This is a genomic window from Sporocytophaga myxococcoides (genome assembly GCF_000775915.1).
In the GTDB taxonomy this organism is placed as follows: domain Bacteria; phylum Bacteroidota; class Bacteroidia; order Cytophagales; family Cytophagaceae; genus Sporocytophaga; species Sporocytophaga myxococcoides_A.
Genome location: NZ_BBLT01000001.1, coordinates 297,402 through 311,691, shown reverse-complemented (window position 1 = coordinate 311,691; position 14,290 = coordinate 297,402). Strand labels below are relative to the sequence as shown.

The following is a 14,290-nucleotide window of genomic DNA, read 5'->3' as shown; positions in this document are numbered from 1 at the left end:
TATCAGATTAGGGTCTCAGTTTTTAAAAGTGCACCCATCCCTGAGCTTTTATTGGGAATATATTTCCCCCTCCCGTAATTAACTGCACTCCATCCGAATATTCAGTAATGTGCCCAATGATTGTAATGTCAGGATGATTTTTAATCTTATCGAACGCGCTTTGATTTACTGTAAATAGAAGTTCATAATCCTCACCTCCATTTAGAGCTACTGTAGTAGGATCAAGGTTGAACTCTCTGGCAGTATCAAAAGTCATACTATCAACCGGGAGTTTATCTTCATAGATTCTTGCGCCGACTTTAGATGCCTTGCATATATGAAGAAGCTCACTTGCCAATCCATCTGAAATATCAATCATTGACGAAGGTTTAATTTTGAGCTCTTTCAAATCATATGTCACATCCATTCTTGCCTCTGGCTTAAGCTGTCTCCTTACCACATATTCCTTATCCGAAAGCTGAGGCTGCATTTCAGGATCCTGCTTGAAAACCTGTTTCTCTCTTTCTAATAACTGTAATCCGATGTACGCGCCACCCAAGTCACCCGTAACACAAATCAGATCGTTTACCTGAGCGCCTGATCTGTATGTCACTTCTTCTTTCTTAGCTTCTCCAAGCACTGTCACTGAAATAATAAGACCTGATCTTGAAGAGGTAGTATCCCCACCAGCCAGATCCACATTATAATCTTCACAAGCCTGATTAATTCCCTCATACAATTCTTCTATTGCCTCAAGTGAAAATCTGTTACTAAGAGCAATTCCAACCACAATTTGCTTTGGTATACCATTCATGGCAGCTATATCGGAAACATTTACCGCAACAGCTTTATATCCCAAGTGTCTTAATGGAGTATAAGTAAGGTCAAAATGAACACCTTCGGCCAGAATATCTTTAGAGACTAATGTAAGTTCATTCCTGTTTTCAATAACCGCTGCATCGTCTCCAATTCCTGTTTGAGTCTCAGGATGCCTTAAAACAACTTTTTCTTTCAAACGATTAATTAATCCAAACTCTCCTAAATCACTTAATTCCGTCCTTTTATTATTTTCCATCAGATTTTTTTGTATATTGTATAAGTTTTGTAAATCTTAATTATTTACTTTATCTAAGATTTCATTTAAATTTGTCAAGCATTAATCCAATCGTAAATAAATTAAATATGAAAAAAGCAACGATACTCTCAATTCTACTTATTCTTTTTGCTTTCTCATTTTCAGCTACTTCTTGTGTAAAAGCCAATCCAAAGTGTAAGAAGAATGCTAAGAAGGTAAGCAAAATGAGAAAAAGCGGACAAATTAAGATGTAAATCTATCTTTTTCTTCTGATTTCTCCTATCATTGGTCAATGACCGTTTAAGATAATAACGGATAAATAATTTTAAAAAGGGATCATTAAGATCCCTTTTTGTTTTCCTGACAGAGCTCTATTAGCGTTCCACCTGTCGTTTTAGGATGCAAAAAACAAATCAGTTTATGGTCTGCACCTTCTTTAGGCTGTTCATTCAAAAGAGTGAAACCTTCTTCTTTCATTCTCTGCATTTCCTGATTAATGTCTTCTACTTCAAATGCCAAGTGATGAATCCCTTCGCCTCTTTTTTCAATAAATTTTGCAATTGCCCCGTCTTCTGTGGTAGATTCCAAAAGTTCTATTTTTACATTTCCACAATTAAAAAAAAGTGTTCGTACCTTTTCACCTGCTACAAATTCCTCTTTATATGGTTCTGTATTGAAGAGTTTAGAAAAAAGAGGTATAGATGCTTCTATACTTTTTACAGCAATGCCAATATGTTCAAGGTTTTTCATATTCATTAAAGATTCAACAATTATCAGGATTTTTTATTAATAATTAGTAAATTTAAGTCTTATGAAACGAACTTATTTTATAATAAGACTGTTTCCGATTTAACCATAAAAATGTTCTCATCATGATTAATATTACAGAAAAAGCCAAAGAACATGTCTTTGACCTAAAACAAAAAGAAGGTTATACTGACGATTATAATATTAGAGTAGCTGTTAATGGTGGTGGTTGCTCGGGTTTAATGTATGATCTGAAATTTGATAACCAGATCAACCCAGCTGATCAGGTTTTTGAAGATAAAGGAATAAAGATTCTGGTAGACAAAAAAAGTCTTCTATACCTTTTAGGAACAACTCTTGATTTTTCTGATGGATTAAATGGAAAAGGCTTTCAGTTTATTAATCCAAATGCCAGCAGAACCTGCGGATGCGGGGAAAGCTTTGCGGTATAAGTAAATAGAATATATAATTTATTTAAAACAAAGAAATAAAAAAAGAGCAGTAAGCTGCTCTTTTTTTATTTATCAATAATATATTATAAGTCTTCTTTTAGTAAGCTCTGACCGTTTTTCCTTCCATAAAGAACATGTAGGCTTTATTAGCTACTCTGTTTCCACCAGGAGTTGCATAGTCACCTGTGAAATACCAGTCACCAATATGTTTTGGACAGGCTTTATGAAGGTTATCTATAGTCTGAAATACAACCTGGATCTCGGCTTTACAGTTTTTAGGAGTTACTATCTCTGATACTTTTCTGGAGATTTCATTATATGAAAACTGAGCATAAAGATTCTTTACATGATTTTCCATATTCCCGCTTAAAGTCTGGATAGCGCCTTTACATTGCTCATAAACTTCTTCCAGATGATACTCTTTCCCAGATTCTTTTAACAACTCAAGCACAGCGCGGAAAGCAACGAACTCTTTCATCTTGGACATATCAATTCCATAGCAGTCAGGGAATCTGATCTGAGGAGATGAAGAAACGATTACAATCTTTTTAGGCCCAAGCTTATCAAGCATCTGAATAATGCTCCTCTCAAGAGTAGTTCCACGAACAATTGAATCGTCAATAACAACAATGGTATCTATATCTTTTTTGATTACACCGTAAGTGGTGTCATATAGGTTGGTAACAAACTTATCACGCTCGCTATCCGCAACGATGAATGACCTTTGCTTCGCGTCTTTAATTACAAGCTTTTCTATTCTTGGCTTTAAAGACAATATTTTTTCAGGATCAACCCCATTGGGTTTACCATCAAGAATTACCTTTTTCCTGTACTGAATGAGGTAATCTTCTATACCTTCCATCATCCCCAGAAAGGCAGTCTCAGCAGTATTAGGAATATAAGAAAATACAGTATTTTCTAAGTCAAAATTAACAGCTTCAAGAACCTGTGGTACAAGTAATTTACCTAGCATTTTTCTTTCCTGATAAATTTCAGGATCAGAACCTCTCGAAAAATATATTCTTTCAAAACTGCAGGATTTTTTCTCTAACTGATCGATGAACTGCTTTTGAGCAAAGTCTCCATTTTTCTCTATTATAAGAGCATGACCAGGCTCAATCTCCTTTATCTGATCATAGTTTATATTGAAGGCAATTTTAATCGCAGGCTTTTCAGATGCAACAACAACCACTTCGTCATCTGCATAATAATAAGCTGGTCTTATTCCGGCAGGGTCTCTCGCAACGAAAGCAGCTCCATAACCTGTCATTCCCGCCATAGCATATCCACCATCAAAATCTTTGCAGGAACGCATCAATACCCTCTGAAGATCAAGCTCATCTTCAATCAATGAAGATATTTCGTGGTTACTATGTTCGTTTTTAAATTTATTAAATAACAGCTGATTTTCTTCATCGAGAAAGTGTCCTATCTTTTCAAGGACTGTTACAGTATCATTTTTTTCTTTAGGATGCTGACCAAGCTCAACAAGCTTATTGAAAAGTTCATCCACATTGGTCATATTGAAGTTTCCTGCCACAACCAGATTACGGCTCCTCCAGTTGCTTTGTCTTAGGAATGGATGGCAGTTTTCAATTTCATTGCTTCCATGAGTTCCATAGCGGAGGTGACCTAACAATACCTCTCCTGAAAATGCAGTGTTTTCAAGTATCCACTCTGCATCAAGGTATCTGTCTTTATGATCTCTTATAGCTTTTCTGAATTTTCTGTTGATTTTATTAAAAATAACAGATATAGGTTGAGGATCAACAGACCTATAACGGCTGATGTACCTTTTTCCTTCAGGAACACCTATTTTTACAGCTGCAACACCGGCTCCATCCTGGCCTCTATTGTGCTGTTTTTCCATCAGGAGGTACAGCTTATTGATGCCGTACATCGGGGTTCCGTATTTTTCTATGTAATAAGAAAAAGGTTTACGTAACCTGATTAAAGCGATACCGCATTCGTGTTTTATTGCGTCACTCATATAATAAGCTTAATAAGCTGCCCTGTATTAGATCAATTCAAAAACGTTTCTACTAGATTAATTAACCAGTTAGGTTTGAAGAATAAAACCAGCAATGGAATCGATAATAAAGATACGAAAATATCAGATGCAGAAATCGTCGATGTAAGTATAAGATTGTTATTTTCTGCTTTGCGGAAAAAGAGGTAATAAGGTATCCGCATATAATAAAAAAGTGCCAGCACAGTATTGAGCAAACCAGCCATCAAAATCACCAGATTCATTGTTACTCCCGACGACTGATAACTTTCCCAAAGGGCTGAAAAAACAAAGAATTTTGCATAAAATCCTGCAGTAGGAGGCAATCCTGTCAATGATATCATTATAATTACTGCTAAGGTTCCGATAAATGGTAATTTTCTTCCTGCTCCGTTAAAACCGGATATCTCGTCTGATCCGGTATATCCTGCTAATTTTTCAACCAATAAAAAAGCGGCGAAGTTCATAAGTAAAAGAATTAGCAGATAAAACAATAATGCTTTTACTGCCAACTGGTTTAGTGCGAATAATCCTAAGAGGATAAATCCTGTATGGGCAATTGAAGAATATGCCAGCATCCTCTTTGCATTTTTCTGGAATAAAGCCGCAAAATTTCCGACGGTAAGACTCAATATAGCAAATGCTGCTATCATGACCTTCCAATTGTAATGGAAAGGTGAAATTTTAAAAAATGTATAAGAAAATTTAAAAAGAACGGCCATAGCTCCAGCTTTGGGTGCTATAGAGAATAAAGCTGCTACCGGATAAGGGGCAGCCTCGTATACATCTGGTGTCCATTCATGGAATGGAACAGAGGCAATTTTGAACAGGAAGCCAGAAAGTATTAATATAAATCCAAGAAATAATGGAAATTCCTGTGCTTTTCTCACCCCTTCTATAAATATAGTATCAGAAAACAGCAAAGAACCCGTAAGCCCATAAACCAGAGATATACCATAAAGCATTAGGGCTGAAGAAAATGCCCCGAATATAAAATATTTAAATCCAGCTTCTGCGCTCTTTTCCTTTTTTCCGTAAAAGGTAAGTACAAAAGAAGATATTGAAATAAGCTCGATTGCCAGATAAATCATCAGAAAATTATCTGCCATTACCAGAAATGAAAGTCCTGCAATCAGTATTACTATAAACGCATTATATTCTCCTGTTCCTGATTCCATTTTCTTTGTATCCTGAGAAACTATTGAGAAAAATGAAGTAACTAATCCAGCTATCGCGAAAAGGAATTTAAAAAACAGGGACCATTTATCTAATGAAAGCATTTCATAATAGATAACACTTGAACCCTCCAACTGCACTAAGAGCAACTGATCCAGAATAAGTTTTAAATATATAACAAAACCTAGTGAGCTCATTCCTGCAAATACAGTTTGCCCTGTTTTGGGATATATGATCTGGATAATTAATAGTATTATAAACAGGGAAACCAGAAATAACTCGGGCCCTATAAATCCGGTACTTTTGAGAATATGAAAGAGTTGTTCTTTCATTATTATAAGTATTTGTTTATCTGAGAAACCGACAATTTACTTATTAAATAAAACATCGTTTTCAACTTGTTTAATTTTGTATTTTTCAAAGTATTACAGTGATCTGAAATTTTGCATGGTTTTCAGATTTTCCAATCCTGAATTGAAAATCTGTCCGACAAGCACCTCTACTGAATCGGAAACAGGTTCTAGCAGTATGCCTGGAAAAACACCAAGTACGAGAGTAATTACGATCAATGGGACAAGCATGATCAGTTCTCTCGAATTTAGATCGTTGAATTTATTATTGGATGTAATATTTTTTGAGATCCAGAATTTTCCGAAAAACATTCTTTGCAATGTCCATAGAAAATAAGTTGCTCCTATTAGAATGCCAAATACTGCTGTTATCGACATCCAATAAGGAACAAGACCATTGGTGGCAGAAGAATGAAAAGCCCCCAGCAAGGAAAATAATTCTCCTATAAAGCCTGAGAATACGGGCAATCCGAGAGATGCGAAAAACAATATTGTTACGGCAATTGTATAAGCGGGCATTTTAGATGCAAGTCCTCGATAATTTTCAATACCACGATCATGGGTTCTGTCATAAAGCACACCAGCAGCGAGAAACAACCCGCTTGACAGTATCCCGTGACTGAACATCTGGAAGATGGCTCCATTAATACCTTCCGGAGTCCCACTAGCGATCCCCAAAAGAACAAAGCCCATATGTGATACAGAAGAGTATGCTATCATTTTCTTCAGATCTTTCATTCCTAAGGCATTCATTGCTGCATAAATTATAGACAGTACTGCCAGAAATGAAATAAACCAGCCAAAATAAACTACACCTTCTGGAAATACTGGCAATACAGTTCTTATCAGACCATATCCTCCTATTTTTAACAGAATCCCAGCCAGGATAACTGACACTGGTGTTGGTGCTTCTACGTGAGCATCAGGCAACCATGTATGAAATGGAACAGCAGGCAGTTTAATCAAAAAACCTAATAACAAAGCCAGAAATGCAGCCATTCTTATCGGCAATCCCATAAAGTCGATTTTTGTCATTACATGAAAGACAGATCCCGGAATAAAATTTTTGGGATTAGTCATATCCGGTATATTAAATGAATGCACTATAGCCCTTCTTGGGATTTGCTTACTTTGAAGCATGCCTTGTATATTCGCAACATCATTGACAGTTACAGTTTCCACGTTTTCTGCCAGTCCTAACCTTACAGATGTTTCAACGGGATCAGCTACTGAAAAATATAATCCTATAATTACAGCCAGGATCAATAAAGAGCCCGCAAGCGTATATAAAAAAAACTTTATTGAAGCATATTCTCTCCTTGGCCCCCCCCATATTCCTATCAGAAAATACATTGGAAGAAGCATAAATTCAAAAAACAGGAAAAACAGAAATAAGTCAAGAGAAAGAAAGCAACCTAGAATGGACGTGTTCAGAATCAGGAGCAGTGCATAATATCCCTTAAGATATTTTTCTACTGACCAGGAGGAAACTGCCGCAATAAGCATAACAATAGCAGACAGCAATACCATCGTCACATTCAATCCATCTACTCCAATAAAATAATTTATTGAAAGACGTCCTACATTTCCAAGATCAACGGTAATCCAGTTAAGGCGCTCAGTGAGTTTAAATAATCCATAGATGGGATCTGTTACAAGACCCGGCTTTGAATAAAGGCCAAAAACAAAAACTGCCAGAATGGTTTGCAACAAACATACCGTCAAGTTAATATATTTATAAATACCAGAGCTGCTTTTCGGCAGTACCAGTAGAGGTATTAGACCTACAAGAGGTAAAAATATCAGTATACTTAACACTTTCTCCGTCACGATGGTAATAAATTATTTCAGCAAATATTTAATTCATTATATATATGGTCTGCTATTTCATCCAATTAAAAAAGATATAAATTAAGAGCATTACTGTAGCGAGTGTATATACAAAGTATTCTTGAACTTTTCCGGATTGTATATTCTTGAAAATTCCAGAAATAAAGGCTGCAAAGTTTGCCATAAATTTAACAAGACCATCTACAATATTTTTATCAAACCATGCAGCAATATGACTAAGCACCACATATGCTATAGCTGCACCATCTATTAATTTGTCAATCAGATAATCTAATTTGGTAGTATAAAAAGCAATCTTAAAGCCTGGTACAACCATAACTTGATAATAGAATTTTTCCAGGTACCAGTTATGACCAAGCAATTTCGTTACATTTGATTTTTCTTCTTTACCTGGGGTATAAGCATTATTTCTATATGCAAATATGCCCATTATAATTCCAGCTAAAGCCAATAAGACAGTAGTGTAAGTTACCCAATGGGAAAATTCAAGATTACTTTCAAATATCTGGTTAAGTTCTTTTAAGAACCAACTTGATTGGGGAGAAAATGGATTCAAAGAAAATGGAAACGCCAAAGATAACAGACAAAGTATCACAAGAGGTATTGAAATCAAAAGTGATAAATGGTGATGTTCATGCTTTGCACTTCTCAGGTATGGGATCTGGTTTTCAAGTCTAAAGCCTCCAAAGAAAACCATAATCAATTGCCTGATCATGTAAAGCGCTGTAAAAAATGCTGTTATAAAGCATGACAATGGAATCAAATAATAAACAATACCTTTATTGACATTATTATATGAATCTGCCCAATTGACTGCTGCTCCTATAATTGCTTCTTTTGAAAGAAAACCAGATAACAATGGTAACCCAACCAAAGAAGCAGAACATATTATAAAAACTATAAATACAAGTGGTAATTTTTTTCTTAGCCCTCCCATTAATCTCATATCCTGGGAATCAAAATCATTATATACCCCTTCATGAAATAATACATGTTTTATATCATGCATATAGTGTATTACTGCACCAGCAGAAAGAAACAGACCTGCTTTGAAAAAAGCATGTGTAAATAAGTGGAATAATGCAGCTTCTGGCACACCTGATCCGATTCCGACAAACATGTAGCCTAACTGAGAAATGGTAGAATAGGCCAGAACCTTTTTAATATCATTTTGAAATAAAGCAGGAAGAGATGACATTAGCATCGTTATCGCGCCTATTGAAGCTATTGTTGTAAGCACCTCTTCAGAAAGCAGGAAGAATACTTTTGCCAGCAGGAAGATACCGGCAGCAACCATTGTAGCAGCATGAATTAACGCAGAGACGGGAGTAGGTCCTTCCATTGCATCCGGAAGCCATACATATAAAGGAAACTGAGCTGACTTTCCAATACATGCCAATACTAAACCCAGCCCTGCTATTGTAAACCATATGCTCTGGTCTTCATCACTAACATCGAGATACTGAAACTCAAAAGTACCGGCGAATGACCATATAATCATTAAAGCCAGTAAAAAGCCAAGATCCCCTATCCTGTTGAAAAGGAAAGCTTTCTTACTTGCTTTTATTGCTTCTTCTTTGGTAAACCAGAATCCAATCAATAAATAAGAAGTAAAGCCTACCAATTCCCAGAACATAAAAGTAATCAGAAGATTATCAGAGACAATCAGACCGAGCATTGCAAATGTAAATATGGACAGATAAGGAAAGTATCGGGTATAGTTCAGCTTTCCCTTCATATACTCCATTGAATATAAATGCACCAGCAATGAGATGAGGCAAACAGTCAGCATCATAAAGCTTGATAACTTATCAACACTCAGAGATACATAAAATGCATTTTCAGAAATGCCTGTCAGAGATATCCATTTGAATGTTATGGAACCTGCTCTTCCCTCCCATACGGACAAGAAAATAAGTAATGAGAGGATAAAGGAAATGCCTATAAATAATGAAGCTAGCCAGTCACCTTTCCCTGGTAATTTTTTTCCGTAAAAAAACAGGATAAAAAACGCAAAGAGCGGCAAGAAAGCCGTAATCATGGAGAAATAAACGAGGTTATCAAGGTCTGTTATTAAATATGAATTCATGTCTGACCTAGCCTTTTAATTTAGTAATTTTATCCAGATCTGAAGTTTTATAACTTTTATAAACCTGAAGTAATAAAGCTAATCCCACAGCAGCTTCCGCAACAGCAACTACTATCACAAAAATCACAAACATTTGTCCGTCCATCTGTCTATTCAGATTACTGAAAACTACCAGATTGATGTTCACCGCATTAAGCATTAATTCTATTCCCATCAATGCTGCAATTGCATTTCTTTTTACAATAAGCATTATGATACCTATTGAAAAAAGGAAAGCTGCAATTATCAGAAAATGCGTGGATGGAATCATTTTTTAATTTTATCTTTTATTAAATGTCCTGCTACGATAGAAGCCCCGATTAAAGCCGCGAAAAGAAATACTCCTGCAAACTCAAATGGTAAAACGTACGCTGTCATAAGCTCTATACCTATACCTGAAACTGTGCTCTTATTCGGATAATATGAAAGATGTTCCTTATATCCGGCATTTAAAATAGCTGTGGCAAAAATAATAAAAACAGCTATCCCTAGAATAATTCCGGAAAGAAGGTTTTTATGTTCTGTAATAATATAATGCTGCCCTGTAAGTTTATTTGCAAACATGATTGCAAACATAAAGAGCAATAGGATACCCCCTATATAGATCACAATTTGCATGATTCCCAGAAAATCAGCAGAGGCCAGAACAAACAATCCGGCAACTCCAAGCAAAGTGCTTAATAAGGCAAATGCAGAGTAAACTACATTTTTAGTAATAATTAAAAACAAAGCTGAGCCAACAATAATGGCGGCAAAGAAATAAAAAAAGTATACCTCCGGACTATTGATCACCTTGTTCTCCTTCCTGCTTTGGTTTTGGCTTAATTACAGGTTTAAATATTGGCTTGGCTGGTTTCTTAACTTCCCCTGATTTAGGCTCATCGGTGCTTCCTTTTTTCTCATCAGTAGCGTCTTGCTTCCTGTCCTGTTCATTCGATGCTTCCTCTGATTGAGAGACTTTAGGAACTGACGGCTTTATAACTGGCTTAAATACTGGCCTCAGAGCTTTCTTTTCCTCTGGCTTGATTTCACCCGATTCAGAAGTTGCTGGCTTGTTCTCTGGTTTAACATTGCTTTCCTCTTCAGGCTTAGGATTTAAGGTTGGTGCTTTTATTACCGGCTTAAAAACCGGCTTCGCAGCTTTCTTTTCCTCCGGTTTCGTTTCGCCCGATTTAATTGTTCCTGACATTTCCTCTGGCTTCAAATTGGTATCCTCTCTGGATTCAGGGGTTGAAGCTGGAGGCTTTATAACAGGCTTAAAGGCAGGTTTTGGTATATTTGCCTTTTCTTCTGCTTTTGCATCTTCAGTACCAGAAGGTTTAGTAGTTTCCTGCGATTTTGGTTTAGACTTTTCCTTTTGCTTCTCTTCGTAAAGTTTTTTCTTCTCCTCAGCCTGATCAGGCGTAAGATTAGTAAAATGGTAAACCATGTTTCTGACATCAAACTCACTGTAATCGTAAGTTTTAGTCATTGTAAGACATTCTGTAGGACATACTGTAGTACATAAACCACAATAGCAGCACTTGGCCATATCTATGTCGAAAGTACCGGCATAAATCCTTTTGGTGGAACCGTCAGAAGTTTTTCCTATTTCTTCCGTTGATTTGATTGCATCTATCTCTATGCAATTGACAGGACAGATCTTTGCACAGAGGTCACAGACGATACAATCATCTATTTCATTATGTAGACGATATCGACCATTATCCGGAACAGGGATGGCCTCATGCGGATATTGAAGCGTTACAATACCTTTATCAAAAGAGAAATAGTCTTTATTTTCTACTCCTACCGGTTCTCTTTTATATCTTAAAGCTTGAAATAAATGTTTAAAAGTCAGCAGTAGTCCTGCTAAAAGTGACGTAATGCCCTCAGATATACTTCCCCAGTATGTACTCTTGGCTCCTTTATGTATATGGCTTTTAGTCATCATGCACCTCCTCAGTTTAATTCATCATGAGTCTCCAGAAACCAGAAATTAAGATGACAACTAATGCCAAAGGCGTAAGGACTTTCCAGCATAAAAACATGAGCTGGTCAACTCTCAACCTTGGATAGGTCCATCTGATTACCATTTGCAATCCAATTAAGGAAAAGGCTTTTGAAATCAACCAGAACGCCCCCCAGGCTATGCCGGAAATTGTGCCAGGATATCCGTTTGTCCAATCTGCCAGTCTTAAAAAACCTATATTCGGAAATGGGCTATTCCAGCTTCCAAGAAATAATATAGAGGCAAGAAAAGATACAAGCAGCATAATGGCATACTCTCCCAGAAACAAGATTGCAAATCTAAATCCTGTATATTCTGTATGAAATCCAGCGACAAGCTCTGATTCTGCTTCGGGTATATCAAAAGGAGCCCTGTTGCATTCTGCCAGCGAGGCAATAAAGAATACTACAAAGCTTACCATTAATATCGGATTTCTGAAAATATTCCAGGTAAGAAACCCTCCCACTTCTGTGATATTGATATCTGAACTTTGAATACCAAATAAGTAATTATTATCTGATATTTTTGAAAAGTCTTTAATCCATAAACTCTGCTGATAACTTATTTCCTGTAAGTCAAGACTCTGGCAGGTCATAACCACAGCAAGGACGGAAAGGCTTAATGGGACTTCGTACGAAATCATCTGAGCTACAGCCCTGATAGCACCATATAATGAAAATTTATTATTGGATCCCCACCCTGCCATTAACAAACCTATGACATCTAGTGAAATGATAGCCAGAAGGTAAAACACTCCGACTGAAGCACGTGAAGCTTCCAAACCAGGTGCAAAAGGCAAAACAGCATAACCAGCAAATATTGCAGAAAAAACAATTGCCGGAGCGGCAATAAACAACTTTCTGTCAGCCGATTTCGGAACAATATCTTCTTTGATCAGGAGCTTTATAAGGTCCGCGATTGTCTGCAATATCCCGTAAGGCCCTACTTCCATAGGACCATATCTATCCTGGATAAATCCAGAGATTTTTCGTTCTGCATACACTGCAAATACAGTATAGACAAGGATAATTGACAGAAATACCGGAATTAATATCATTACTGTTTAAAACAGGGGAGTAAAGTTACTGTATTGAAAGAATAATAAAAACCAAAAACATATAATTCAATAAAGACATTTATCAACAAACCCATCAAAAAAAAATCTAAAATCTAGGATACTTTTTTGCTTTGAAAAGTATTAAACTACTTCAGGCAAAAAGAGTCGTAGGATGTCCTGAAAAAACTAAATTTTAGCAAAAATCATACATTACTGATTATTAATATTTTAAAAATATTGGAGTTTTTTTTAAAGAAATCTTCTATTTTTTTTTAAAAAATAGATTAATCTTACACAAATTTTGATTTACCTTTAAAGAAGGAGTAGCCCTACTTTCTCTAAAGAAAAAAATAGATTTCACACCGCCATGAAAAGAATCAAAAGCATTTTATTAGTTGATGATGACAGTATCAATAATTTCATCAATGAAAAACTAATTAAAAGGCTGAATGTAGCAGACGAGGTAAAAATAGTTCTTAACGGGGAAGAAGCTTTGAACCTGCTTCAAGAGATAATTAGTTCTGGTCAGAAATGTCCTGAATTAATTTTGCTGGACATTAATATGCCGGTTATGGATGGGTTCGAGTTTCTTGAAGCTTATAAAACATTAGATTTTCCAGATAAAAAATCTGTAGTAATTGTAATGCTTACTACTTCTACAAATCCACTGGATATAAAGAAATTAAATGACTCGGGAGTCTTTGGTTATGTGAACAAGCCATTAACAGATGAAAAATTCTCCAGTATCCTGAATGAACATTTTGTAATAAACTAAAATAGAAAAGGTTGTACAGACAGCACAACCTTTTCTATTGATAGAGTATTTTTAAACTACTTTTGCCGGATTACCAAATACAGTTTCTCCATCTTTTACATCATTGATCACCACTGAACCTGCACCTACTCTGGCATTTTTACCTATAGTAACGCCTGAAATAATAATTGCTCCGGAACCAACAAATGCCCCTTTTTCTATTTTAACACCGGAATTAATAATACTTCCGGCACCAATCTGAACAAAGTCCTCAATCTGGGCATCAAAATCTATCAAGGCATTGCAACTGATAATACAGTGATTAGAAATCTTGGCATTGCTATTAATGATAGCACCCGCATTGATCATATTGCCATAGCCGAGAAAAGAATACTCTGATATAAATGCTTTGGAATGAACTGCATTTACAGGCATAATTTTTCTTTTCTCCTTAAGCATCTGCACAAGATTCTGCCTTAGTTTATTGTCATCACTGGCAACAAAAGCTGAGCATTTTTTCCCGAGATATTTTAAAAAGCCATCGTCATCTGTACGGCCAAGTACAGCTACATCGCAGATTTCCTTGCCGTGCAGTTTATCATCGTCATCTAAAAAACAATAGGTAACAACATTATTACTTTGAAAAATATCCAGAGCAACTTTTCCTAGTCCTTTTGCTCCGAAGATAATTACAGGATTATTATCCATGCTCATATTTTTTTA

At 36.0% G+C, this 14,290-nt stretch carries 14 protein-coding genes; 3 read left to right on the top strand and 11 right to left on the bottom strand.

Annotated elements, in window-relative coordinates; translation table 11 throughout:
* Positions 1–22: 22 nt before the first annotated feature.
* Positions 23–1,054: a thiamine-phosphate kinase gene (gene thiL, locus MYP_RS01380; protein WP_045457427.1), complete on the bottom strand. Its 1,032-nt coding sequence runs from the start codon at positions 1,052–1,054 to the stop codon at positions 23–25.
* Positions 1,055–1,161: 107 nt separating this feature from the next.
* Here thiL and MYP_RS25940 point away from each other — a divergent pair, with 107 nt between their 5' ends.
* The gene (locus MYP_RS25940; protein ID WP_156140233.1) at positions 1,162–1,308 is read left to right on the top strand and encodes a hypothetical protein; all 147 of its coding nucleotides are present in this window, start codon (positions 1,162–1,164) and stop codon (positions 1,306–1,308) included.
* Between the two features lie 85 nt (positions 1,309–1,393).
* On the opposite strand, the gene mce is transcribed toward MYP_RS25940, so the two are convergent.
* Positions 1,394–1,804 carry a methylmalonyl-CoA epimerase gene (gene mce / locus MYP_RS01375; RefSeq protein WP_045457424.1) on the bottom strand — a complete coding sequence of 137 codons (411 nt, stop codon included), beginning with the start codon at positions 1,802–1,804 and terminating at the stop codon, positions 1,394–1,396.
* 122 nt (positions 1,805–1,926) lie between these two features.
* Between mce and MYP_RS01370 the strand changes: the two genes are divergently transcribed.
* Positions 1,927–2,253 carry a HesB/IscA family protein gene (locus MYP_RS01370; RefSeq protein ID WP_045457421.1) on the top strand — a complete coding sequence of 109 codons (327 nt, stop codon included), beginning with the start codon at positions 1,927–1,929 and terminating at the stop codon, positions 2,251–2,253.
* Positions 2,254–2,350: 97 nt separating this feature from the next.
* Here the strand turns inward: MYP_RS01370 and MYP_RS01365 are convergent, their stop codons facing one another.
* From MYP_RS01365 to MYP_RS01330, 8 genes are all read right to left on the bottom strand, one after another.
* Positions 2,351–4,243 carry an amidophosphoribosyltransferase gene (locus tag MYP_RS01365; protein ID WP_045457418.1) on the bottom strand — a complete coding sequence of 631 codons (1,893 nt, stop codon included), beginning with the start codon at positions 4,241–4,243 and terminating at the stop codon, positions 2,351–2,353.
* Between the two features lie 32 nt (positions 4,244–4,275).
* The gene (locus MYP_RS01360; RefSeq protein WP_045457416.1) at positions 4,276–5,769 is read right to left on the bottom strand and encodes an NADH-quinone oxidoreductase subunit N; all 1,494 of its coding nucleotides are present in this window, start codon (positions 5,767–5,769) and stop codon (positions 4,276–4,278) included.
* 93 nt (positions 5,770–5,862) lie between these two features.
* Entirely contained in the window at positions 5,863–7,617 is a 1,755-nt protein-coding gene (locus tag MYP_RS01355) for a complex I subunit 4 family protein (protein WP_231569986.1), read from the bottom strand.
* 52 nt (positions 7,618–7,669) lie between these two features.
* Complete coding sequence (locus MYP_RS01350) at positions 7,670–9,727, bottom strand: NADH-quinone oxidoreductase subunit 5 family protein (protein WP_045457410.1); 2,058 nt, start codon at positions 9,725–9,727, stop codon at positions 7,670–7,672.
* A 7-nt stretch (positions 9,728–9,734) separates the two neighbouring features.
* On the bottom strand, positions 9,735–10,037 hold the full coding sequence (gene nuoK / locus MYP_RS01345) for an NADH-quinone oxidoreductase subunit NuoK (protein WP_045457407.1): 303 nt from the start codon (positions 10,035–10,037) through the stop codon (positions 9,735–9,737).
* Complete coding sequence (locus tag MYP_RS01340) at positions 10,034–10,558, bottom strand: NADH-quinone oxidoreductase subunit J family protein (protein ID WP_045457403.1); 525 nt, start codon at positions 10,556–10,558, stop codon at positions 10,034–10,036. Before MYP_RS01340 ends, nuoK begins: the two co-directional genes overlap by 4 nt.
* A complete protein-coding gene (locus MYP_RS01335) occupies positions 10,548–11,699 on the bottom strand; it encodes a 4Fe-4S dicluster domain-containing protein (protein ID WP_045459008.1) in 1,152 nt (383 codons plus the stop codon). The genes MYP_RS01340 and MYP_RS01335 overlap by 11 nt, the downstream gene beginning before the upstream one ends.
* Positions 11,700–11,712: 13 nt before the next feature.
* Complete coding sequence (locus tag MYP_RS01330; RefSeq protein WP_045457400.1) at positions 11,713–12,813, bottom strand: complex I subunit 1/NuoH family protein; 1,101 nt, start codon at positions 12,811–12,813, stop codon at positions 11,713–11,715.
* A 367-nt stretch (positions 12,814–13,180) separates the two neighbouring features.
* Between MYP_RS01330 and MYP_RS01325 the strand changes: the two genes are divergently transcribed.
* Entirely contained in the window at positions 13,181–13,588 is a 408-nt protein-coding gene (locus MYP_RS01325) for a response regulator (RefSeq protein ID WP_045457397.1), read from the top strand.
* A gap of 51 nt (positions 13,589–13,639) precedes the next feature.
* Here MYP_RS01325 and MYP_RS01320 read toward each other — a convergent pair whose 3' ends face one another.
* Positions 13,640–14,275, bottom strand: coding sequence for an acetyltransferase (locus MYP_RS01320; RefSeq protein WP_045459004.1), 636 nt, complete (start codon positions 14,273–14,275; stop codon positions 13,640–13,642).
* Positions 14,276–14,290 lie beyond the last annotated feature (15 nt).